The organism is Pseudarthrobacter sp. 10T415 (assembly GCF_056394175.1).
The window spans coordinates 86,377-107,117 of sequence record NZ_JBFTHJ010000014.1; the positions used below are offsets into that span (position 1 = coordinate 86,377).

General features: G+C 66.4%; 21 protein-coding genes. 13 read left to right on the forward strand and 8 right to left on the reverse strand.

Going from position 1 to position 20,741, the window contains the following annotated elements; translation table 11 throughout:
- Positions 1 to 132 precede the first annotated feature (132 nt).
- Positions 133 to 753: a hypothetical protein gene (locus AC1DBN_RS16550; protein ID WP_477723691.1), complete on the forward strand. Its 621-nt coding sequence runs from the start codon at positions 133 to 135 to the stop codon at positions 751 to 753.
- 1 nt (position 754) lies between these two features.
- Here AC1DBN_RS16550 and AC1DBN_RS16555 read toward each other — a convergent pair whose 3' ends face one another.
- The 4 genes from AC1DBN_RS16555 to hisC form a co-directional block, all read right to left on the reverse strand.
- Positions 755 to 1,666, reverse strand: a complete 912-nt coding sequence (locus AC1DBN_RS16555; RefSeq protein ID WP_477723692.1) for a hypothetical protein — start codon at positions 1,664 to 1,666, stop codon at positions 755 to 757.
- Positions 1,667 to 2,289: 623 nt separating this feature from the next.
- Entirely contained in the window at positions 2,290 to 2,889 is a 600-nt protein-coding gene (locus AC1DBN_RS16560) for a DUF4352 domain-containing protein (protein ID WP_477723693.1), read from the reverse strand.
- Positions 2,890 to 3,202: 313 nt separating this feature from the next.
- Complete coding sequence (locus AC1DBN_RS16565; protein WP_477723694.1) at positions 3,203 to 4,615, reverse strand: amino acid permease; 1,413 nt, start codon at positions 4,613 to 4,615, stop codon at positions 3,203 to 3,205.
- 52 nt (positions 4,616 to 4,667) lie between these two features.
- A complete protein-coding gene (hisC, locus tag AC1DBN_RS16570) occupies positions 4,668 to 5,765 on the reverse strand; it encodes a histidinol-phosphate transaminase (protein WP_477723695.1) in 1,098 nt (365 codons plus the stop codon).
- Between the two features lie 93 nt (positions 5,766 to 5,858).
- Here hisC and AC1DBN_RS16575 point away from each other — a divergent pair, with 93 nt between their 5' ends.
- From AC1DBN_RS16575 to AC1DBN_RS16590, 4 genes are all read left to right on the forward strand, one after another.
- Positions 5,859 to 6,362 carry an Lrp/AsnC family transcriptional regulator gene (locus AC1DBN_RS16575; RefSeq protein WP_477723696.1) on the forward strand — a complete coding sequence of 168 codons (504 nt, stop codon included), beginning with the start codon at positions 5,859 to 5,861 and terminating at the stop codon, positions 6,360 to 6,362.
- 93 nt (positions 6,363 to 6,455) lie between these two features.
- The gene (locus AC1DBN_RS16580; protein WP_477723697.1) at positions 6,456 to 6,608 is read left to right on the forward strand and encodes an SRPBCC family protein; all 153 of its coding nucleotides are present in this window, start codon (positions 6,456 to 6,458) and stop codon (positions 6,606 to 6,608) included.
- A gap of 18 nt (positions 6,609 to 6,626) precedes the next feature.
- A complete protein-coding gene (locus AC1DBN_RS16585; protein ID WP_477723698.1) occupies positions 6,627 to 6,878 on the forward strand; it encodes an SRPBCC family protein in 252 nt (83 codons plus the stop codon).
- A 109-nt stretch (positions 6,879 to 6,987) separates the two neighbouring features.
- Positions 6,988 to 8,646 (forward strand): thiamine pyrophosphate-binding protein, encoded by a 1,659-nt coding sequence (locus AC1DBN_RS16590; protein WP_477723699.1) that lies wholly within the window; start codon positions 6,988 to 6,990, stop codon positions 8,644 to 8,646.
- Between the two features lie 532 nt (positions 8,647 to 9,178).
- Here AC1DBN_RS16590 and AC1DBN_RS16595 read toward each other — a convergent pair.
- Positions 9,179 to 9,547, reverse strand: coding sequence for a peptidase inhibitor family I36 protein (locus AC1DBN_RS16595; protein WP_477723700.1), 369 nt, complete (start codon positions 9,545 to 9,547; stop codon positions 9,179 to 9,181).
- A gap of 253 nt (positions 9,548 to 9,800) precedes the next feature.
- Between AC1DBN_RS16595 and AC1DBN_RS16600 the strand changes: the two genes are divergently transcribed.
- Together AC1DBN_RS16600 and AC1DBN_RS16605 are read left to right on the forward strand one after the other, a co-directional pair.
- Complete coding sequence (locus AC1DBN_RS16600) at positions 9,801 to 10,730, forward strand: NADP-dependent oxidoreductase (RefSeq protein ID WP_477723701.1); 930 nt, start codon at positions 9,801 to 9,803, stop codon at positions 10,728 to 10,730.
- A 63-nt stretch (positions 10,731 to 10,793) separates the two neighbouring features.
- Positions 10,794 to 12,488, forward strand: a complete 1,695-nt coding sequence (locus tag AC1DBN_RS16605; protein WP_477723702.1) for a SulP family inorganic anion transporter — start codon at positions 10,794 to 10,796, stop codon at positions 12,486 to 12,488.
- Between the two features lie 42 nt (positions 12,489 to 12,530).
- Here AC1DBN_RS16605 and AC1DBN_RS16610 read toward each other — a convergent pair whose 3' ends face one another.
- Positions 12,531 to 14,033, reverse strand: a complete 1,503-nt coding sequence (locus AC1DBN_RS16610) for an MFS transporter (protein ID WP_477723703.1) — start codon at positions 14,031 to 14,033, stop codon at positions 12,531 to 12,533.
- 336 nt (positions 14,034 to 14,369) lie between these two features.
- Here AC1DBN_RS16610 and AC1DBN_RS16615 point away from each other — a divergent pair, with 336 nt between their 5' ends.
- Positions 14,370 to 15,062, forward strand: a complete 693-nt coding sequence (locus AC1DBN_RS16615) for a DUF2306 domain-containing protein (RefSeq protein WP_477723704.1) — start codon at positions 14,370 to 14,372, stop codon at positions 15,060 to 15,062.
- 7 nt (positions 15,063 to 15,069) lie between these two features.
- On the opposite strand, the gene AC1DBN_RS16620 is transcribed toward AC1DBN_RS16615, so the two are convergent.
- On the reverse strand, positions 15,070 to 15,954 hold the full coding sequence (locus AC1DBN_RS16620) for a helix-turn-helix transcriptional regulator (protein WP_477723705.1): 885 nt from the start codon (positions 15,952 to 15,954) through the stop codon (positions 15,070 to 15,072).
- Positions 15,955 to 16,084: 130 nt separating this feature from the next.
- Between AC1DBN_RS16620 and AC1DBN_RS16625 the strand changes: the two genes are divergently transcribed.
- From AC1DBN_RS16625 to AC1DBN_RS16645, 5 genes are all read left to right on the forward strand, one after another.
- Positions 16,085 to 16,507 carry a (R)-mandelonitrile lyase gene (locus AC1DBN_RS16625; RefSeq protein ID WP_477723706.1) on the forward strand — a complete coding sequence of 141 codons (423 nt, stop codon included), beginning with the start codon at positions 16,085 to 16,087 and terminating at the stop codon, positions 16,505 to 16,507.
- Positions 16,504 to 17,361, forward strand: a complete 858-nt coding sequence (locus AC1DBN_RS16630) for an aldo/keto reductase (RefSeq protein ID WP_477723707.1) — start codon at positions 16,504 to 16,506, stop codon at positions 17,359 to 17,361. Before AC1DBN_RS16625 ends, AC1DBN_RS16630 begins: the two co-directional genes overlap by 4 nt.
- A 122-nt stretch (positions 17,362 to 17,483) precedes the next feature.
- Complete coding sequence (locus AC1DBN_RS16635; protein WP_477723708.1) at positions 17,484 to 18,047, forward strand: flavodoxin; 564 nt, start codon at positions 17,484 to 17,486, stop codon at positions 18,045 to 18,047.
- Positions 18,048 to 18,073: 26 nt separating this feature from the next.
- Complete coding sequence (locus AC1DBN_RS16640) at positions 18,074 to 18,421, forward strand: carboxymuconolactone decarboxylase family protein (RefSeq protein ID WP_477723709.1); 348 nt, start codon at positions 18,074 to 18,076, stop codon at positions 18,419 to 18,421.
- A gap of 56 nt (positions 18,422 to 18,477) precedes the next feature.
- On the forward strand, positions 18,478 to 18,945 hold the full coding sequence (locus AC1DBN_RS16645; RefSeq protein ID WP_477723710.1) for a hypothetical protein: 468 nt from the start codon (positions 18,478 to 18,480) through the stop codon (positions 18,943 to 18,945).
- Between the two features lie 9 nt (positions 18,946 to 18,954).
- Here AC1DBN_RS16645 and AC1DBN_RS16650 read toward each other — a convergent pair whose 3' ends face one another.
- A complete protein-coding gene (locus AC1DBN_RS16650) occupies positions 18,955 to 20,589 on the reverse strand; it encodes a serine hydrolase (RefSeq protein WP_477723711.1) in 1,635 nt (544 codons plus the stop codon).
- Positions 20,590 to 20,741 lie beyond the last annotated feature (152 nt).

Consider the following 20,741-nt stretch of genomic DNA (forward strand, 5'->3'; position numbering starts at 1 on the left):
GCCCCGCGCCGCCTATCGGCGGCCTCGGTGCCCGCCGCTAGGTGGAAGCTCCACCACAGATGGCGTTCCAGTCGCAGGACGGGACCACGAGCAATGCACTGGCGGCCCACCACAATGTGTAGGTTTGGGGGTATGGATCCCGAGACAATTCGATTGATAGTCACAGCGAGTGGTGCAGTGATAGCTGGTTTAGGCGGCGCCGGTATCACGGGTTGGATCAACAGGAAGAACACCACTGCCACACTCCACGCGACGCGGCAAACACACGAAGACCAATGGCTGCGGACGCACGCAAGGGAACATGAAGTTTGGTTGCGGGATCGCCGTGAAGAATCCTATGTAGCCTTCTTCGACGAAGCCGAGCTGCACCATGTACGTCTCGGCGAGTATCCAACGGAAAAAATTGAGCTTGGGGCTCTGCAGAAACTTCGGACACACCGGGCACGCATAACTTTGATTGGGAGCCCGGAAATGCGGCAGGAAGCAAACAACCTTACCCTTGCGGTTGGGAAGGCCCTCATCGCGAGGAACAAACTCCACGCGACTATTTCGATGTTCACCGGAGAAGATCGGTGGGAGGAGAGGAAGCGCCAAAAGGAGGTAACCAGTGACTGGAAGTCCAACCTAGACGCGCTCAGGAAGGCAATAAGTGAATTTTCATCAGCGGTACGCCTTGAATTCAGGACGAGTGCGGACCAGCTGTCCGTCCCAGCCAGTCGTCCGGCAGATCTCGAAAATTCTCAGAACTACTAGTTCACCGTTGCGGTACCAAGCAGGACAAGAACTGGGCGGGTGGCATATCAGGGAGGCAATCATTACCCGGGGCTGTGGGCTGCATTGGGGATGAATCCATCGTCGGAGACGCGGTCGGGGCGGTGGTTCTAGCAGCCTCCCGCTTCTCCTTTTCAGCATCCCAAACGAAGTGTTCGATCATCGGCATAACCACTGCGGCGACTAACGATATGCCTGCCAAAGACAGTCCGAAGATGGTGAAGCGCGAGTTAACTTTTTCCTGCGAACGCTGCCGGCTTTCCGCCAAGACTTGCCGCTGGTCTGCCAATGCCTGGCGCCGCTCGGCGAGGCCGTGGGCGCTGCGAATCTCCCTCAGGCTCTGCGCTGACCCTTCCAGGCTTTGCGCCGACGCCTGCGTCCATGTGCGGATGCCCTCTAGCATGGCAAGCATCTCCACAGCATGAAATTGCTCGGCCGTCGCCTCTTCCTCGCGGCGTGTGGCTGCTTCGTCCGCCTGCCGCCGCGCGGCGGGACCTTCGTCCTGCTGGCTGTCGTCGTCTTCGGCGTCGTCCCGCTTGGCGTCGGCGAGTGCCCTTTTTCTCTCTTCCGCCTTTAGCCAATCTTCGTTTGCACGAACTGCTAAATGAGCCTTCGGTCGGTTAAGGCTGTCCAACGCCGCCGCCTGGTGCCGCATGCGTTTGATTGCCGCCCGAGCAGCCTCCATGGCGTCGAATTGGGTCTGAGCCGAGGAGGTGTATTCCCTCATTCTTGCACTCATCGACTGCATTGCCTCTATGGCATCAGTCTGGAATTGGGGGCCGGAAGTGTATTCCCGCATCCGGTCAGCCACTTCTTTAGCAGCGTTGTACGCGTCAATCCCCGCGAAGTAGTTGAAGTCGTCGGGGTCTTCTTCTCCGCTGACGGTGGTGCTCATAACCAACCGGGCGTGTCGCGCCGTAACATGGCACCTAGAAGCAAGAGGATAGGTTTCGCTGGTCCCGCATTGGACAAGTGTGCCACATTTTCACGAGCGCGTTGCTCCGGCTGAGAGCTTCCACATCGTATTCGTCTGTCTTTGACTAGTGCGTATGTACTTTGGTGCCTCAAAGATCGCGTTGGGCTGCACGTAAAGTCGCCCCTTGTGCTCACCCGGAACCGGCCCCGGGTCACCCGGAAGAGAATGAACTTGCGGCTCTTCTGCTTCGGCCGCAAATTTTGATCTGACTTCGTCTGCGCCGTGTGCCAATTGAATGATGCGTCCGAGAAATTCCTGCCTCGGCAAGAACTCCAAGCCGACGAGCAATTCTGCGGTCAATACGTTCTCACCCCCCTGTCCCCCGGCTCTATAGTTCCTGACGTTCTCCTATGAGATTTCTTCCAGAAGCTTTCCTACTGTGGAACTCCATGTTGTGGTTGAAATTTCCATAGGCCCCTTGTATCTGCATCTCTAGAATGTTCTGTCATGACACTAAGTCGATATGAGTTCAGGGGGCCAGCAGCACAGCATGCTGCTTAGAAGAGTCTTCTCGAATTAAGAATTCAGGAGTCTGTAATCGACTACTTGGCGGGATACTCCCATTCCCAGCCCAAGGGCATGAAGCCCTGCTGGTGGACCAGAACGCCGGTAGGCGTTGGTACGTCCATGATGATTGTTCCGGTTGCCTTCTCCCCCGGGCCTAGCGCTGACGGGAAGCGCTCTGTGTCGCTAAGACACATGGTCGCAGCAAAGGTGGTGATATTACCATTGAAAGTCGTGCCATTGTCAGCGATCGCCTTCCATCCGTAACCTGCCAGACCAAACTGAGGATTTACTGACTCGGCAAGCGCGGGGTCAGTTTCCATGGATACGTTCAGTGCTACGAAGTGACCGTGCTCCGAGGGCATCGTCATCGTATTGGTGCAGGTGGGGTCCACCTGAATTGAGTTCACCACGAAACTGGCGACCGTCTTGTCCTTGTCAGTGACAGACGCGCCCTCCCCGACTTTCTTGATCAGGTTGCCTCGGGAGGACTTGGCCCCGGCGGCTGCGCCACTCTTTACGGGTGCCTGTGTTGCGGGTTCAACCGAGGGCGCGCTCGGGCTTGCCGCCGGCGCCTCACCGCAACCTGCCAAAAGCAGGGGGAGCAGGGCAATGGCGGCTAGGTACTTGTATTTCATGTGGTCCCCCATTGGACTCGTGCGAACGAAGTCTGCTCAGCATAATTGAGAAGAATTCAACTCGCGCTACTAACAGATGTCACAAATGGATAAGGATGCGACTTGATTTCCTATGACCCTGCGAAATTGGGGTTGATTTGCTTGCCACCCGCGATTCGTTTGGCTGAGCTTTCTCGTAACCGCTCCAGGAAACTTTGAGAGCCCCACCTTCAGGTAATAAGCGCGCTGGTCTGGCACTAGTTGCAAAAGGATGCGTCCAGCTAGGCCGGACGCACCCTTCATCTGTCGAATCCGCGAAGTGTTACGCACCGTTTCAGTCGATGAGCACCGGAGGCTTGGCGTGATCGGAAGGTTCCAATACGAGCGCAACCTTCCGGTTCCGGTGGTGGAGCCAGCTCGCCACCGCCAAAAGCGCAACGAGCGCGAAAGTGCTCAAGAGCTGCGGCCGGGAATCCTCGCCGATGAAGCCCACCGTGAAGATCGCCGCGAGGATGACCAAGCCAAAGCATGTGAGCCACGGGAAGCCGGGCATCCGCAGGGGAAGCTCCGTCCCCTCCCGGTCGGCGCGCAGGCGCAGTGCCAGCTGGGCCAGGAGCGCGGACGTCCACACAAGCAGGCACGTAGACCCCACGATGTTCAGCAGAATGCCAAGGACCATCTCGGGAAACATCAGCTCCAGCACCACCGTAACAACGCCGAACGCGACGCTGGCCAGGACCGCGACCACTGGGACCCGTGCCTTGGACACCGCAGCAAGCAGACGCGGCGCTTCGCCCCGCTCCGCAAGGGAGAACGCCATCCGGGAGGCGCCGTAGAGGTTGGCGTTGAGGGCGGACAGCAGGGCCGCGACGGCCACCAGGGTGATCGCCGTGGCCGCACCGGGCAGGCCGGCAGCGTCCAGCACGGCGGCGAACGGACTCTTCAGGCCCGCAGAACCAACGGGAACCACGGCCGCGATGACGAAGATGGCACCGATGTAGAACACCAGGATGCGCCACAGCACTGTGCGGACGGCCTTTTTCACGCTGCGTGCCGGCTCCGCGGTTTCGGCTGCTGCCACGGACACGATCTCGGTACCGCCGAACGCGAACGCCACCACGAACAGCGCCGTCGCAATCCCGCCGAACCCACTCGGCGCGAAGCCCTCCCCCATGAAGTTGCTCAGGCCCGGCGACTGCACACCCGGCAGCCAGCCGAAGAGCAGCGCAAAGCCCACCAGCAGGAACCCGACGATCGCTGCCACCTTGAGCAAGGCGAACCAGAACTCGAACTCACCGAAGTTTTTCACGCTGGTCAGGTTCACGGCGGTGAGCACCACGATGAATACCAGGGCCATCAGCCACACCGGCAGCGCCGGGAAGATCATGGCCAGGAGCCCGGCCGCACCGAGCGCTTCGGCCGCGATGACCACCACCAGCTGGATCCACCACAGCCAGCCCACCGTGGCGCCGGCCACCGGCCCGTACGCCTTGGCGGTGTAGACGGAGAACGCGCCGCTGTCCGGGTTGGCGGCGGCCATCTCGCCGAGCGCCCACATCACCAGGATGATGAGCGTGCCGGCCACGAGGTAGGAGATCAGCACCGCCGGGCCGGCGGCCTGGATGCCGGCGCCGGAGCCGATGAAGAGGCCCGCACCGATGGCGCTGCCCAGTCCCATCATGGTGAGCTGGCGGGGTTTGAGGGCTGCGCCGAGGGGGCGCGCAGACGTCGTTGTCTGTTGTTCCATGGAAATTCCTCTGGTTGTAGGTGGAACGGAGTGGAGAGAAGTCAGAAAGGTGTCAGGCCGCGTGGGCTGCGAGGAGCCGGAGCACGCGGTTGTTGGAGGCGGGGTCGGCCACAGTGATCCGCACGCCGTCGCCCTGGTACGCGCGGACCATGATCCCGGCGGTATTGAAGGCGTCCACCAGCCGCGCAAGCAGCTGATCGTCGGCGCGGATCCACAGGAAGTTCCCCTGGCTCGGCTGCAGGTTCCAGCCCTGGGCTTCCAGCTCGGCAGCCATCCGGGCGCGCTCCTGCTTCACCAGGGAGACACGCGCTGCCATCTCCTCCCCCGCATCCAGCGACGCGATGGCCGCCTTCTGCGCCAGCGCGCTCACGGCGAACGGCAGGGCGGTGCGACGCAGACCGTCGGCAATCGCCGGCGCGGCAACGGCGTAGCCCACGCGCAGGCCGGCGAGCCCGTAGGCCTTGGAGAAGGTGCGCAGGATGCAGACGTTCGGGTACCGGCGGTAGAGCGCCAGGGAATCGGGGCCGCTGCCGGCGTCGGCGTATTCCACGTAGGCCTCGTCGAACACCACCAGGACGTCGGAGCGGACGGACTGCAGGAAGGCCTCGAGGCGGCCGTGGCTGAGCGGCACGCCGGTGGGATTGTTGGGCGTGCAGAGCAGGATCACCTTGGTGCGGCCGGTGACGGCGGCGGCCATGGCGTCGAGGTCGTGGCCCTCGGCGTCGTCCAGCGGGACGCGGACCGGCCGGGCGCCTGCCAGCTCCACCAGGATGGGGTAGGCCTCGAAGGAGCGCCATGCGAACACCACCTCGTCCCCGGCGTCGCACAGTCCGGTGATGATCTGCTGCAGGACGCCCACGCTGCCGGGCCCCACCGCCACCTCCTCGGCGGTGACGCCCAGGTGCCGGGCGAGCCGTTCGCGGAGTTCGACGGCGGCCATGTCCGGGTAACGGTTCATCCTGCCGGCCGCTTCGACCACCGCGGCGGCGGCTGCGGGCAGGGGCTCGTAGTGGCTTTCGTTGCTGGCGAGGGCAGCGATGTCCGCGCCGAGGCTTCGCCGGCCTGGTACGTAGGCGGGAAGTCCGGTGACCGCGCTGCGGAGGGTGGGCAGCTTTGTTGCCGGCGGGGCCAGGAGTTGATCAGGGCTCATGAAGACCGATCATGGAAGTGACCCGGGCCACAATGCAAGGTACGCTTCCGTGCTTGGGACTTCTGCTCAACTTCTAGTAGCTCTGGTGAAAATATGACCATCGCGAACTCTCGCACCCTCGATTCGCTCGACGGCAGGATCATCCTTGCCCTCGACAAGGACCCCGAAGCCAGCGCCCTGGCACTCTCCCGGACACTCGGCGTCGCCCGCAACACCGTCCATGCCCGGCTGGCGCGGCTGGAGCGCAGCGGCGCGCTCCGCTCCTTCAGCCGCAGGCTGGACCCCGCCGCGCTGGGCTACGAACTGATGGCCTTCCTCTCGCTGTCCATCAGCCAGACCCGGACCGGGTCGGTGGAGAACGGCCTCGCTGCCATCCCGGAGGTCATCGAGGTGCACGCCACCACCGGCGACGCGGACCTCATGGCCAAGGTGGTGGCCCGCGGCACCACCGACCTCTACCGCATCACCAACCAGATCCTGGAGATCGACGGGATCCAGCGGACCAGCACAGCCATCTCCATCCTGGAACTCATGCCGCCCCGGTACGACGGGCTGATCAGCCGGCTGTCGGAGCAGGAAGCGCGCCCTGCGGACTGACCGCATCGGGCGGCGTACGTCGCTGCGGCCTGACCGGCGGGAGGGCAAGCCGCCACCCTCGCCTCCGCGTGCCGGTGAGCGCATACTGAACGCATGCCAACCTTCCGGCTGTCCACGTTTGCAGCAGCGCCGCCGGAGCGCGTCTTCGCCACCTGGACCGATGCCGACAGGTTCCATGAATGGATTGGCGGAGTCACCGGCGTCACCGACCGCGTCGGTCCTGCCGGTGAGGCCGGCAGCCGCTAGACGGTGCAGTGCGGGCGGATGAGCCGCACCGAAGTCCTCGAGGCCGAGCGGCCCCGCCACATCCGCACCCGCTTCGGCAACGCCATCCTGAAGGGCGAGTCGGACGTGACCTTCACCCCCGATGGCGCGGGCACCCGCATTGACCAGGTGTTCACGACCCGCGGGATCGTGTCCGCGATTTTCGGCTGGATCTTCGCCACGGGCTCGTACCGGGGCAGTTTCAAAGGTGAGCTGGAAACGTTCCGGGCACTCGTTGAGCGGGTGGCATGACACGCACCACAAGTGGGCGTATTGTCACTTTCCAGCTCCCCTGCTGCCAAAAGTCCCAGCTGAATCCTGCGGTATTGCAAACGTGAGATGCAAGCCACACGATGCCTGCATGACTACTCTTACCGTCTCGGGCCGCGTGGCACAGGTTCTCAGCAGCTATGTCAGCGACGTCTTCGGCGTCATGGGCAACGGCAACGTCTACTTTCTGGACGCCGCGGAGCAGCAGGGTCTCCGCTTCACGCCCGTCCGGCACGAGGGCGCCGCCATCGCCGCGGCCGACGCCTACTACCGCGCCTCGGGACGGCTCGCCGCGGGCACCACCACCTACGGCCCCGGTTACACCAACGCGCTCACCGCCCTCGCCGAGGCGGTCCAGGCGCAGATCCCGGTGGTGCTGGTCACCGGCGACGCCCCCACCACCGGCGCCCGGCCCTGGGACGTGGACCAGGCGGCCATCGCCGCGGGCCTCGGCGCAGCCACCTTCACGGTCACCCGCGATGCCGCGGGCGCCGTCACCCGGCAGGCGGTGGAGTACGCACTCACCCGGCGCACCGCCGTCGTGCTCGCCATCCCCTACGACCTCGCCGCACTCGAAGCTGCAGACGGGGACCTTCCGGAGCCGGCCACTTTGAAGGTGACGGACGACGGCGGCACGGACCTTGGGCAGGTCGCCCGCCTGCTCGCCGGGGCGAAGCGGCCGCTGGTCTTGGCCGGCCGGGGCGCGCACCTCGCCGGCGCCGGCCCTGAGCTCCGCGAACTCGCCGACCGGCTCGGCGCGCTGACCGCCGGAACTGCCCTGGCGCTCAACCTCCTCAATGGCGAGGGGTACCTGGGCGTGGCCGGCGGTTTCGGCACCGACACCGCGGCCGGGCTCATGGGCGAGGCCGACGTGGTCCTGATGGCCGGGGCGAGCCTGAGCCCGTTCACCATGCGGTTCGGGCATCTGCTCGGCCCCGATGCCGCGGTCATTCAGATCGACACCGCGGTGGAACCTACGAATCCGCGGGTGGACCTGTTCGTCCAGGCGGATGTGAAGGCTGCTGCTTCGCGGCTGCTGACTTTGCTTGATGGCAGGGCTGTTGCCGGGGCGTGGCGTGCTGAGGCCGCTCGGCGTCTGGCTGTTGGGCCGGGCCACGCTGCTGGATCCGTTGAGACGGTGGATGGCCGGCTGGACCCGCGGGCCCTGGCCTCCGCGCTGGATGCCGTGCTGCCGGAGCGCCGCACGGTGGTGCAGGATGGCGGGCACTTCATCGGGTGGGCGCCCATGTACTGGAACATCCCGCGGCCGCAGGACCTAGTGATGGTGGGGACCGCGTTCCAGTCGATCGGGCTGGGCCTGGCCAGTTCCGTCGGGGCAGCCCGCGCGGTGGAGGACGGCCGCACCCTGGTGCTGGCCTCCGGCGACGGCGGGTTCCTGATGGGCCTGGCCGACCTCGAATCGCTGATAGGCGCGGCCCGCAGCGCAATCGCGGTGATCTACAACGACGCCGCGTATGGTGCCGAGATTCACCAGTACGGATCGCAGGGCCTGACCGAGAAGCCCATGTTGATCCCCGAGGTGGACTTCAGCGGTGTTGCGCGGGCTCTGGGTGCCGAGTCGGCTGTCATCCGGTCATTGTCTGATCTGTCCGCGCTGCAGGATTGGATCGACGCCGGCGCCCGCGGCACATTCGTGGCGGACTGCCGGATCACGTCCAGCGTCCGGGCACCGTGGCTGACTGAGTGGATGAACGCCACCCGGGCAGCGAAGGCAGCGGTGGCGGGTTAGCTCGCCCCGGATCCAGATTTCGCGACTGCAGAGTAACTGCGCCCTTTGACTCCGGCCCTACGGGCTCACGTGGAGCTTATTTCGGGAAACTGTATTCAAAAGGCGCACTTACAGACCTGACCGCACGAAGTCAGAACGAAGAAGGCCGATGCTCTTTAAGGGCATCGGCCTCCCTCACCTGCTGACGGGTGGTCCAGTGGACCTGTCATGAGCCCGCCCGTGACCGGCCAAACCGTTTCCGCAGCGGTGCTGTCCGTGGAGCGCCGCCGACAACATGCTGGGCAGGGGTCGATTAAGGCAGGGCCACGTGCGGGCGCACATTGGTGGCCGCGCTTTTGTGATGCCCTGGGCAGGACGATGGCCACTCCACCTGCCCCTGACTCCCTGAATCTTGAGGCCAACGAAGCAGCAAAGGTTCTGCGAGCGGTCGCCTGCTCATCGGCAGCGAAGGAGACCTACGTCCTGCGCACAAATGGCGCGCTGATCGGGGGCTGGGCGCTCCAACCCTCCGCGCTGGGACGCGCTAGCTCGGTCAGAACCGCTGGATCACAGAGATGTTGTTAACGAACTCACTATGCATGTTGTACTTCAAGTACGCGGGAAGGGCGAGCCCTTGCTGTCCGCCGATAGTCCGCCATACACCCCATTGCGAGCCGGTACGATTCCAGATGCTCTCAATGTTGTCGTTCATCCCAGTAGGGCCATACCCGTCCGCTAGGTTCGGGTCACCGACCTGGTACGCCGCCATGAGACCAGAGCCGTTCGGGCCCGCGAACGCGCAGAAATGAGCTTCCGGACAACGATCCCAACCCGTGGCAGCCTGTGCCGGGGCGGCCACGCCCGCGAGCGCAGTTAGTGCCCCAACGGCTAGACCGGCACCAAGTTTCGCTGAAAATCGCATTATGTCTCCCCCATGAACAAGTGCCTAAGCGCGGGATGCGCTGAGGTCCAGACTAAAACATGTGGTCAGGCCCGTACAGTTGCAAACCGGAAGTGCGCTCCAGACCGCGGGACCAACCGTCCTCCCGAGCCACTACTAGCTTTGAAGTCATTTGACACGGCATTGCATCGCTGCTGGTTCACCTGCCCGTGCCATAGGCCACTTTCGGCGTTTATCAGGAATAGCGACGCCGGACCGCGTGGTTGTCGCAGGCATGAAGGCAATCACGTACAACTCATACGGAAACCCCGACGTCCTCGAATACGGCGAGCAGCCGATGCCGAAAGTCGGACCGGGTATGGTCCTGGTGAAAGTTAAGGCAGCGGCGGTGAACCCGGTGGACTGGAAGATCATGGCCGGCGGCCTGGACGCCGTCATGGACCTGCAGTTTCCCGCGATCCCCGGCTGGGACGTGGCCGGCGTGGTGGAATCGGTGGGCATCGATGCCCGGCAGTTCCAGCCCGGCGATGAAGTAGTTTCCTACGGACGGAAGGACTACGTCCACGGCGGCAGCTTCGCCGAGTACATCGCCCTGCCGGAGCGGCTCCTGGCCCGCAAGCCCGCCTCGCTCGGCTGGAACGAATCGGCCGGCCTGCCGCTGGCAGGGCTCACCGCCTTCCAGGTCCTCAACCGGCTGGGCCTGAAGGGCGGCGAAACGGTCCTGATCCACGGCGGCTCCGGCGGCGTCGGCTCGCTCGGCATCCAGATCGCCGTGGCTCTGGGCGCACGCGTCATTGCCACCGCATCGGAGAAGAACCACGACTTCCTCCGCTCCCTGGGCGCCGAGCCGGTGGCCTACGGCGACGGGCTCGCGGACCGCGTCCGTGAGCTGCGCCCCGACGGCGTGGACGTGGTGGCCGACTTCGTGGGCGGAAACCTCGAGGCCACCCTGGCGGTGCTCGCCGACGGCGGCCGGCACGCCTCCATCGCCGACAGCGACGTGGAGCAGCACGGCGGGGACTGGATGTGGGTCAACCCGGTGGGCGCCGACCTGCAGGAACTCGCCGACCTCGTGGACAGCCGGAAGTTCCGGGTGGAGGTGGCCGAGGTCTTCCCGCTGGAGAAGGCCGCCGATGCCTTCCGCTCCAACATGGAAGGCCACACCCGCGGCAAGATCATCGTCGCCGTGGACCAGGACTCCTAGGCAGGAAACCGCTTAGCCCTCGGGCTGATGGCGGGCTCCGCCGGGATGGGCCATGATCGGAGCATGAGCCGCTCCGGAATCCCCCAGCCCTGGTGGGTCCCGCCGGCCCTACGCGGCTACAAGCCCGGGTGGCTGCGGCACGATGCGGTGGCAGGGGCAGCTCTCTTCGCGGTTCTGGTCCCCGCCGGCATGGCCTACGCGCAAGCCGCCGGACTCCCACCCGTGACCGGCCTCTACGCCACGGTGGTGCCCCTGATCGCCTACGCCATCGTGGGGCCGTCACGGGTGCTGGTACTGGGTCCCGATTCGGCGCTCGCCCCGATGATCGTCGCCGCCTTGATTCCCCTGGCTGCGGCGGACGAGCAACGGTCCGTTGCCCTGGCGGGACTCCTGGCCGTACTGATCGGCGCCATCATGCTCATCGGATCGGCGCTGCGGCTGGGCATCGTCACGGGACTGCTGTCCAAGCCCATCCGGCTGGGCTACCTCAACGGCATCGCCCTGCTGGTAGTGGCGTCCCAGCTCCCCGTCCTCCTGGGCATCCCCGTGGACGGTGACACCCCCTGGGACAAACTCCTGGCCGCGGTCCCCAAAGTGCTCGACGGCGAAACCAACCTCGCCGCGCTCCTGCTGGGACTCGCCTCGCTGGCGCTCATCCTGGTGCCGCGGTGGCTGAAGTGGAAGGTCCCCGGCGTGCTGATCGCCGTCGTCGTCTCCTGCCTGTCCGTGGCACTGCTGGGTCTTCACGACGACGTCAAGGTCACCGGGGCCCTCCCCCAGGGACTCCCGACGCCGGCCCTCGGCGGGATCGGCTGGGCCGACGTCCTGGCGCTGCTGCCCGCCGCCGCCGGCATCGCCCTGATCGTCTTTGTGGACACCGGAACTCTGTCCCAGTCTTTGGCTGCGGCCAGGAACGGCAAAGTGTCCGGCAACCATGAGATGGCGGCCCTCGGCGCGGCGAACGCAGCCAGCGGCCTGCTGGGCGGCTTCCCCATCTCCGCCAGCACTTCCCGCACGCCTGTGGCGGTGGAGTCCGGATCGAAATCCCAGCTGACCGGAGTGGTGGGTGCCCTCCTGGTCTTTGGCTTCATGCTCGCAGCGCCCGGCGTCACGGAATTCCTGCCCTCCGCCACCCTGGCCGCCATCGTCATCGCCGCGGCAGCCGGAATCGCCGACCCCGCGGGAGTGCGCCGGCTGGTGAGCATGAGCCGCAGCGAAACGCTGGTGATGCTCGCGGCGTTCCTTGGGGTCACCATCCTGGGTGTCTTGCCGGGCATCGTGGTGGCGGTCGGCCTGGCCATCCTCGACTTCCTGCGGCGGGCCTGGGACCCATACCGCGCAGAGCTGGTGGATGTGCCCGGTGTACCCGGCTACCACGACGTGACCCGCCACCCGGACGGCGAGCGCATCCCCGGCCTGCTGATCCTGCGCTTCGACGCCCCGCTGTTCTTTGGCAACGGTGCGCTGCTGGGATCCTTCGTGCGCGACGAGCTGGACGGGGCCCCGCCCGGCACCGAACGCGTGGTGCTGGCCGCCGAGCCCGTGACCGGGATCGACACCACCGCCCTGGACGAGCTGGTGGAGCTGGACGAATGGCTGGAACGGCACGGCGTGGACCTGGTGTTCGCAGAAATGAAGGGCCCGGTCAAGGACAGGCTGCTGCGGTACGGGATGGGCGCCCGCTTCTCCCCCGCGCACTTCTACCCCACCACCAGCGAGGCCGTGCGGGCTTACCAGCGGGAGAAGCGTCAGGCGTAGCTGCCGGCACCCAACCCCGGCGCCGCCGTCGTACGTCCTTCCCTACATGACGGTGGGCTTCCGGTTGTGCGACTCCCGTGCAGCCGCGAAGCTTTCCTCGAACGGCAGCGATTCCAGGTCCAGCAGCGGGTTGTTGTCCTGCGTGTCCACCAGGTGCCGGGCCTCCTCCTGCGTGTCCACGCTGGGCATGGACCCGGGCAGGTGCCGGCCGGCGGACTCGGGCAGGAAGAAGATGGCGACGGCGGCGATCAGGGCCACGCCCATCAGGTAGTAGGCGATGGTCATGTCGTTCGCGGTCAGTTCGATGAGGGCCGCGATGATGAACGGCGCCGTCCCGCCGAAGATGGCCACGGCGAAGTTGTAGGCGATGCCCATGGCCGAATAACGGTGCTCCGTGGGAAACAGAGCCGGCAAGGCTGAAGCGAGGTTCGGCACCGAGAACGCCACCGGGAAGGCGATCAGCGCCAGGCCCAGGAACGTCATGGGGACGCTGCCCGCTGAGATGGCCAGGAACGCCGGGATCGCGAACACCACCGTGCTCAGCGCACCGATCCACAACACCTTGCGGCGGCCGATCCGGTCGGAGAGCCGCCCGGTGAACGGGATGCACAGCGCCATCGCCACCAGCACCGGGATGGTCAGCAGCGTGCCGTCCACCTCGCTGTAGCCCTTGTTGCTGGTCAGGTACGTGGGCATGTACGAGGTCAGGGCGTAGGCCACCGTGTTGGCGGCGGCCGCCAGGATCATGGCCAGCAGGATGGGCCGCCAGTGCGCCTTCAGGATCCCCCACGGGCCAACGGGCCGCAGGTCCTCCCCCGTTTCGGGATGCTTCGCCACCACGGCTTCGGCTTCCATGGTGGCCTTGAAGGCTGCCGACTCCTCGATCTTCATCCGGAAGTAGACGGCCACGGCGCCCAGCGGGCCGGCCACCAGGAACGGCAGCCGCCAGCCCCACGCCTCCATCTGCTCCTGCCCCAGCACCAGCTGCAGGACGGACACCACCAGCCCGCCGACGGCGAACCCGAGGTAGCTGCCCATGTCCAGGAAGCTGACGTAGAAGCCGCGCCGCCGGTCCGGGGCGTGCTCGCACACGAACGTGGTGGCGCCCGAGTACTCGCCGCCGGTGGAGAAACCCTGCACCAGCTTGGTGACCACCAGCAGCACCGCCGCCCAGATGCCCAGCACCGAATACCCGGGCAGCAGGCCGACGGCGAACGTGGCGGCGGCCATGATCATCAGCGTCATGGCCAGGACTTTCTGCCGGCCAATCTTGTCGCCCAGCCAGCCGAAGAAGATGCCGCCCAGGGGCCGGGCGATGAACGTGGCGGCGAAGGTACCCAGCAGGAACAGGTTCTGCACGGCCTTGTCCGCCTCGGGCAGGAACACCGGTCCCATGGTGGTGATGAGGTAGCCGAACACGCCGACGTCGTACCATTCCATGGTGTTGCCCACGATGGTGCCGCCGAGCGCCTTCTTGAGCGTGCGCTGGTTGACCACGTTGACGTCGCTGACCTTCAGCCGCCGCAGCCCGTTGTGTTCTGTCATTGCCCGTTCACCGCCGCATCGTTCGTCCGCTGGGCCCGGGCCGGGCGTTCGTCCGGCTCACCTGTCCCCCAGCAGCCCAACTCTCCCGATCATCCCGCTGCGGGCGTGGCGCCGCAAGCATAAAAAGCGGACGACGGCGGCACGGCGCGGGCACCGCGGGTTCCCCACCGCGCTTCCACCTATCGCGGATGGGCAGCCGGTGCAGTACGTTGGCCATACACCGTGCGAACACGCGCAGCTGGGCAGCGCTGTTCCGGTGGCCGAACGCCTGCAGTCCGCCTGCAACAGTGGCGAACAAACGCGGGCACAACCCAGCCACGCCAGGGAAGCCGCCCCATGAACCTTGCACCCATTTCCCTTAGCCGCCGTCCCCAGACCCGGTGGCTCGTCCCCGCCGCCCTCATCCTCCTCAGCATGGTGCCCATCATTGCCGGGTCCCTGCGACTGACCGAACTCTCGGCAGGCCAGGTCACACCGGACAACGCCCGGTTCTTCGATTCTCCGGTCCCAGTCCTGATCCACATCCCCACCGTCACCGTGTACCTGGTGCTCGGCGCGTTCCAGTTCGTGCCGCCGCTTCGCCGCGGCAAGCGCGGACGGGCCAGCTGGCATAAAACGGCCGGACGCATCCTGGTCCCCACCGGGCTGCTGGCCGCCCTGTCCGGATTGTGGATGGCAGTGTTCTACGACCTGCCGCCCCTGGACGGGCCCCTGCTGCTGGCCCTCCGGCTGGTGTTCGGGTCCGCCATGGTGGCTTTCATTGTCCTGGGATTCATCGCCGTGCGGCGCAGAAACTACGTCCGGCATTCGGAATGGATGTCCCGGGCGTACGCCATCGGCATCGCCCAGGGCACCATCGTTGTGGTCACCATCCCCTGGATCGCCCTGGTGGGGCCGGTGACCGAGCTGTCGCGTGCCCTCCTGATCGGCTCCTCCTGGGTCCTCAGCCTGGCGGTGGCGGAATACTTCATCCACCGGCGAGCGCAGGGAACCCCGGGACGTTCCCGCACTGCCTTCCACCCGGCTTAGGCCGCCGCTACACCGTGGGCGGCTCCACCGGCGCAGGTTCAGCCCTGCCAATGTTGGTGGTGCTCCAGCTCGCCAGGAACGCCAGCTTTTCCTCGGCCGGGCTGCCGGGTTCGGCCGTGTAGGCAATCATGGTCAGCCCTTCGCCGGGGAGCTCCAGGGCGTCGCCGGTGAGTTCGATGTCCCCCACGAGCGGGTTGTGCAGGGTCTTGCGGGCCGTGCGGTGGAAACGGACGTTGTGCCGGGCCCACCGGATGGAGAACTCGGTGCTGCCCGCGGCGAGGTCTCCGATGAGGCTGTTCAGTGCACGGTCGCGCGGGCTGCGGCCGGATTCGGCGCGCATGGCCGCGGCAAAGTCGTCCGCGAGGCTCTCCCACTCCACGAAAAACTCCCGCGAGCGGGGGTCCAGGAACATGAACCGTGCCAGGTTGAACGGCAGCGCGGACGGTTTGAGGATGTCCGTGTACAGGGCGAAGCAGAGGCTGTTGGCGGCCACCACGTCCGTACGGGCGTTCCGGACGTAGGCGGGGGTGCCGGTCATGCCGGCCAGCAGCCGTTCGATGCTGGGACGCACCTCGGTCTTCGCCCGGCGGGTGCCGGCGGACGGGCTCGGGGCGGCGGCCTTTGCCAGGTCGAACAAGTGGGCGCGTTCCGCCTCGTCCAGCTGAAGGGCCCGGGCCAGCGAATCCAGGACCGAGTCGGACACACTCCGCAGGTTGCCCCGCTCCAGCCGGGCGTAATACTCGGTGCTCACACCGGTGAGCATGGCCACCTCCTCACGCTTGAGACCGGCCACCCTCCGGGTTCCACCGTAGGCGGGCAGCCCCGCCTGCGCCGGGGTGATGCGGGACCGGCGGCTCATGAGGAACTCCCGGACGTCCTTGGTGTTGTCCATGCTCCTACGCTACGGCGGGACGGGCAGTCCTGACAGGAACTGCCAGTACACCTCACAACAGACACTCCCACGCCCGCCCGGGAGCTGGTTTCCTTGAATCAGAACCCCGACGCCAACCCAAGGAGCAGCCATGCACCTCGCCATTCCAGGCGCCGCGGCCAAAGGCTCTGCCGAGAAGTTCGACGGCGACGTCCGCCTCAGTGCGCTGCACTCCGGTGAGGAGCCCTCCCGCCTGAGGACCGCCGTCGTCCGCTTCATGCCTGGGGCCCGCACCCACTGGCACTCCCACCCATTGGGCCAGACGCTCTACTGCACCGAGGGCACAGGGCTGGTGGCAACCCGCGACGGCGGCGCCATCCTCATGCGCGCCGGTGACACCGTGCACACCCCCGCCGGGGAGGAACACTGGCACGGCGCCACTCGGGACAGCCACATGTGCCACCTCGCCATGGTGGAGCACGACGCCGGCCACACGGCCACGTGGCTCGAAGCCGTCACCGAACACGACTACCAGGCCGCCCACCACCGAACAACGCTAAGGAACACCCCATGAAGAATGTCACCCTGAACAACGGAGTCGAAATGCCCATCCTGGGCTTCGGCGTCTTCCAGATCCCGGACGACGAAACCCAGGCCGCCGTGGAAGCGGCACTCGCCACCGGCTACCGCCACCTGGACACCGCCGCGTCCTACGGCAACGAGGCGGCGGTGGGCGCGGCCATCAAAGCCAGCGGCATCGCCCGCGACGAACTGTTCGTCACCACCAAGCTGTGGATCCAGCACGCCCCCACCGGCAGCGTCTTTGACGACACCAAGTGCTCGTTCGAGAACTCGCTGAACCGGCTCGGCCTGGACTACGTGGACCTCTACCTGATCCACCAGCCGCTGGGTGACTACTACAGCGAATGGCGCGCCATGCAGGAGATCAACAAGGAAGGCCGGGCCCGGGCCATCGGCGTCTCCAACTTCCACCCCGACCGGCTGGTGGACCTCATCGACCACAACGAGATTGCCCCGGCCGTGAACCAGATCGAGACCCACCCGTTCCACCAGCGGGCCGCGGACCAGGAACTGATGCGCGGGCGCGGCGTCCAGATCGAATCCTGGGGCCCGTTCGCCGAGGGCAAGAACAACCTCTTCACCGATCCCGCGCTGAGCGCCATCGCCGGGGAACACGGAAAGTCGGTAGCGCAGGTGGTGCTCCGCTGGCTCATCCAGCGCGACGTCGTCGTGATCCCCAAATCAGTCCGGCCCGAGCGGATGGCGCAGAACCTGGACGTCTTCGGCTTCACCCTCACGGACGAGCAGATGGGCCGCATCGCAGCCCTGGACACCGGCGCCAGCCAGTTCTTCGACCACCGTGACCCCAACATGGTCAGCTGGCTCGGCGGCCGCCGGTACAGCTAAGCGTGCCCACCAATCCGTTGAACTTCAGCCGGCGGTCCGCCCTCCGTGGCGGGGCCGCCGGCTTGGCCGGAGCCCTGCTCGCCGCCGGAACCGCCGGCTGCGCCCCGAAAGGAACAGATCCTGTGCCGTCACCGACCGCGGTTCCCTCACCCAGCACCGGCGGCCGGATCCTGCTGGCCTACTTCTCCCGCCCGGGCGAGAACTACCACTACGGCGGCCGGCGGAATCTCGAGGTCGGCAACACCGAGGTGCTGGCCGGCATGATCAGCGCGCTGGTCCCCTGCGACGTGCACCGGATCGAGGCGGCCGATCCCTACCCTGATGGGTATGACGACACCGTGGCGCGCAATGTCCGTGAACAGGACCTAAACGCCCGCCCGGCCATCTCCAACCCGCTGCCCGGCATCGGGCAGTACAGCAGCGTGATCCTGGCCAGCGGCATCTGGAACGTCAGGGCACCCATGATCATGGCCACCTTCGCCGAAAGCCTCGACTTCACCGGCAAGACCGTCTACCCCGTTACCACCCACGCCATGAGCGGGCTGGGCACCACAGGCCGCGACTACGCCCGGTTCTGTCCCGGCGCTGCCGTTGGTGACGGGCTCGCCGTGAAAGGCGAGGAAGTCAGCGACGCCGGTGCAGCCGTGGAGGCTTGGCTCCGCAGCACCGGCCTCTTGCCCGATTGATCAACACAAACCCGAAAGGACCACCCATGAGCGATTCACCCCAGCCCTCAGCACCAACGTCCCAGACCAGGGCGCAGCAACTCATCGGCGACTTCGCCCCGAAACTCGTGGAGCTCACCGACGGCGTGCTGTTCGGGGACATCTGGGAGCGGGACGAGCTCTCCCCGCGGGACCGCAGCCTCATCACCGTCGCCAGCCTGGTCACCAGCGGCAGCACCGACCAGCTGCGCGGGCACCTGGCCCGGGCACGCGCCAACGGGCTGACCGAAAGCGAACTCAAGGAAGCCATCATCCACCTGGCGTTCTACGCCGGCTGGCCCAAGGCCATGAGCGCCATCACCGTCGCCAAGGAGGTCTTCGCCGCAGCCGGGTAGCGCACCGGAAAGCCGGCGCACCACCCGGCGGCCGAAAAAGAGCGCATAGTTAGACAATGACAGGTCCATACACCCGAGGTGACTCCTACAGCAGCGAGGCTTCCCGGAAACAGATCAAGCACGCCCTCGAAAACTACGGTGCGACGGACATCATCTTCGGTCAGCGGGGCAGCCTGGGAGCGGTGGCGTTCAAGGGTGACGGCCGGCAGTACAGGATTGTCATGCAGCTACTGCAGTCTGAAGGCGCCTTTGCAGTCCGCAGTGACATCGCGGACGGCCAGCTCCGGGAGGCGAAGGCGAAAAGCCTGGAACGCACCAACCGCAAATCCTGGCAGGCCCTGGCCTCGGCAATCGACGCCAAGCTGGGGGCAGCGTCCGCTGGCATTGCCACCCTCGAATCGGAGTTCCTGGCCCACGTGGTCCTCCCCGGAAGCGACACCGTGTACGAGCAACTGGAGCCCGTCATCGACTTTGCCTACAGGTCCGGCCAGCGTCCGCTCTTCGGCCACCCGTCCCTGCCGTAGGGTCCCCAGTTACCGCCCGCGCCTGGTGAACGTCCCCAGCCCGGTGCTGTCGTAGAAGTCCAGCGTGACCTGCGGCGCTGAGCTGTGGCGTGCGTCCGCGAAAATCGCGCCGGCCAGGCCGTTGCCGTTCTCTCCGATGCTCCCGAAGCTGAACGTGTCGCCGTCGAAGTGGGTCAGGGCGAACGTCGTCTGCCGGCCCTCCGGACCCATCCTCATGACGAGCCCGCCGCCGTCCTCGAAGACCACCAGCGGCCCGTAGTAGGAGTTGCCGTACGTGCCCGTGTACCGGCGGTTGGGCCCGGCCGGGGCGGGGTTGGGCGGGATCTTCGTGTAATCGACCCCGGGCTTATCGGCCTCGTCCTGCTGCCGGAAGATGCCGGCAATGAAGGTCAGCCAGTCGACCGTGGGCGCGCCGTTCTGCGCGGTGTCCAAGAAGTCTGCGTTCACCGCCTCCGGGATACCCTGCGGGCGGCCGTTGGTCAGTGCCACGATGGCCAGCTGTTCACCGGGCAGCATGGACACGGCGGTGGCGGCACCCAGGTTGAAGGCGCCCGAATGGCCCAGCTGGACCCGGCCCTCATCGTCGTACGAGACGTTCCAGCCCAGCCCGTAGAAGCGTGAGCGGGCCGCCGGTGCCGCGGCCGGCCCGGACACCGAGTGCGGCACATGGGTGGTCTGCAGGGCTGCGGCGTCGATCACCGGCGGGCCCTCGAAGGTGCCGTTGCCCAGCTGCAGCCGGAGCCACCGGGCCAGGTCCCGCACGGACGAGCTTGCGCCGCCGGCCGGGGCTTCGGCGTCGGGATCGCGGCGGTACTTCGCCGCCCACTGCCGGTCCCCCACCGGCACGTGCAGCACGGCCCTGTCCGCAGCCTTCTCGTAATCGCCGAGCCGGTAGCTGGAGGAGGACATGCCCAGTTTGCTGAACAGGACCCGGTCCGCGAGCTCCTCCCATGTGGTGCCCATGGCATCGGCGGCCGCCTGGCCGGCCTCCGTGAAACCGAAGTTGCTGTAGTGGTAGCTGGACCGGAACGCGTCCAGGGGCTGCTGGTGGAGGTGGGACAGGATGTATTCCCGGTCGAAGCCGAGGTCCTCCAGCAGGTCGCCCGCGCCGGTCCGCAGCCCGCTGCGGTGCGAGAGCAGGTCCGCGAAGGTGGCGTTCCGGGTGACGTAGTCATCGTTGAGCGCGAAGTCCCTGTTGTAGTTGATGACGGGGTCCGTCCACGCGAGGACCTTCTGCCCCGCCACGCCCGCGATGACCGTGGATGCCAGCGGTTTGGACACGGATGCCACCTGGAACACCGTGTCCGGCGTGACCTTCCCCGGTTTGCCCACCTCCTTCACGCCGAAGCCCTTGGCATAGAGCACCTCGTCCCGGTACACCACGGCCACGGCCATCCCCGGCAGCCCGGTCTGCGCCATGGCGTCTTCAACGAACCCGTCCAGCCGCGCCACGGCCCGGTTCACCTTGGCGCTGTTCAGCAGCGGCGGGACCTGCCCCGGCGGGGCGGGGAGCAGCGCCGCGGGAACCGAGGCGGGACGCTGCGGCGGCGCAGTACCGGCGGTCAGGAAGGGCACGCCGGCAGCACCGATCCCGGCGGACTTCAGCAGCGTGCGGCGGGTGGGCAAAACGGAACCACTGGTCATGGCGAATCCTTGATCCTCAGGTGGGCACTGTTGGTGAGGCCCCAGCCTTCCCGCGCCTTAATACTGGACCGCGCTTCCGGACGGTGCAATGGGTTTGCGTTGCCGCGCCAAGCTTCCCCGCCCCGTCCCGGCCCGGGCCCTAGACTGAAATC

Excerpts from the sequence above, each read along its gene's own strand:
- AC1DBN_RS16550 (WP_477723691.1), top strand. The coding sequence starts at position 133 with ATGGATCCCGAGACAATTCGATTGATAGTCACAGCGAGTGGTGCAGTG.
- AC1DBN_RS16555 (WP_477723692.1), bottom strand. The coding sequence starts at position 1,666 with ATGAGCACCACCGTCAGCGGAGAAGAAGACCCCGACGACTTCAACTAC.
- AC1DBN_RS16560 (WP_477723693.1), bottom strand. The coding sequence starts at position 2,889 with ATGAAATACAAGTACCTAGCCGCCATTGCCCTGCTCCCCCTGCTTTTG.
- AC1DBN_RS16565 (WP_477723694.1), bottom strand. The coding sequence starts at position 4,615 with ATGGAACAACAGACAACGACGTCTGCGCGCCCCCTCGGCGCAGCCCTC.
- hisC (WP_477723695.1), bottom strand. The coding sequence starts at position 5,765 with ATGAGCCCTGATCAACTCCTGGCCCCGCCGGCAACAAAGCTGCCCACC.
- AC1DBN_RS16575 (WP_477723696.1), top strand. The coding sequence starts at position 5,859 with ATGACCATCGCGAACTCTCGCACCCTCGATTCGCTCGACGGCAGGATC.
- AC1DBN_RS16580 (WP_477723697.1), top strand. The coding sequence starts at position 6,456 with ATGCCAACCTTCCGGCTGTCCACGTTTGCAGCAGCGCCGCCGGAGCGC.
- AC1DBN_RS16585 (WP_477723698.1), top strand. The coding sequence starts at position 6,627 with ATGAGCCGCACCGAAGTCCTCGAGGCCGAGCGGCCCCGCCACATCCGC.
- AC1DBN_RS16590 (WP_477723699.1), top strand. The coding sequence starts at position 6,988 with ATGACTACTCTTACCGTCTCGGGCCGCGTGGCACAGGTTCTCAGCAGC.
- AC1DBN_RS16595 (WP_477723700.1), bottom strand. The coding sequence starts at position 9,547 with ATGCGATTTTCAGCGAAACTTGGTGCCGGTCTAGCCGTTGGGGCACTA.
- AC1DBN_RS16600 (WP_477723701.1), top strand. The coding sequence starts at position 9,801 with ATGAAGGCAATCACGTACAACTCATACGGAAACCCCGACGTCCTCGAA.
- AC1DBN_RS16605 (WP_477723702.1), top strand. The coding sequence starts at position 10,794 with ATGAGCCGCTCCGGAATCCCCCAGCCCTGGTGGGTCCCGCCGGCCCTA.
- AC1DBN_RS16610 (WP_477723703.1), bottom strand. The coding sequence starts at position 14,033 with ATGACAGAACACAACGGGCTGCGGCGGCTGAAGGTCAGCGACGTCAAC.
- AC1DBN_RS16615 (WP_477723704.1), top strand. The coding sequence starts at position 14,370 with ATGAACCTTGCACCCATTTCCCTTAGCCGCCGTCCCCAGACCCGGTGG.
- AC1DBN_RS16620 (WP_477723705.1), bottom strand. The coding sequence starts at position 15,954 with ATGGACAACACCAAGGACGTCCGGGAGTTCCTCATGAGCCGCCGGTCC.
- AC1DBN_RS16625 (WP_477723706.1), top strand. The coding sequence starts at position 16,085 with ATGCACCTCGCCATTCCAGGCGCCGCGGCCAAAGGCTCTGCCGAGAAG.
- AC1DBN_RS16630 (WP_477723707.1), top strand. The coding sequence starts at position 16,504 with ATGAAGAATGTCACCCTGAACAACGGAGTCGAAATGCCCATCCTGGGC.
- AC1DBN_RS16640 (WP_477723709.1), top strand. The coding sequence starts at position 18,074 with ATGAGCGATTCACCCCAGCCCTCAGCACCAACGTCCCAGACCAGGGCG.
- AC1DBN_RS16645 (WP_477723710.1), top strand. The coding sequence starts at position 18,478 with ATGACAGGTCCATACACCCGAGGTGACTCCTACAGCAGCGAGGCTTCC.
- AC1DBN_RS16650 (WP_477723711.1), bottom strand. The coding sequence starts at position 20,589 with ATGACCAGTGGTTCCGTTTTGCCCACCCGCCGCACGCTGCTGAAGTCC.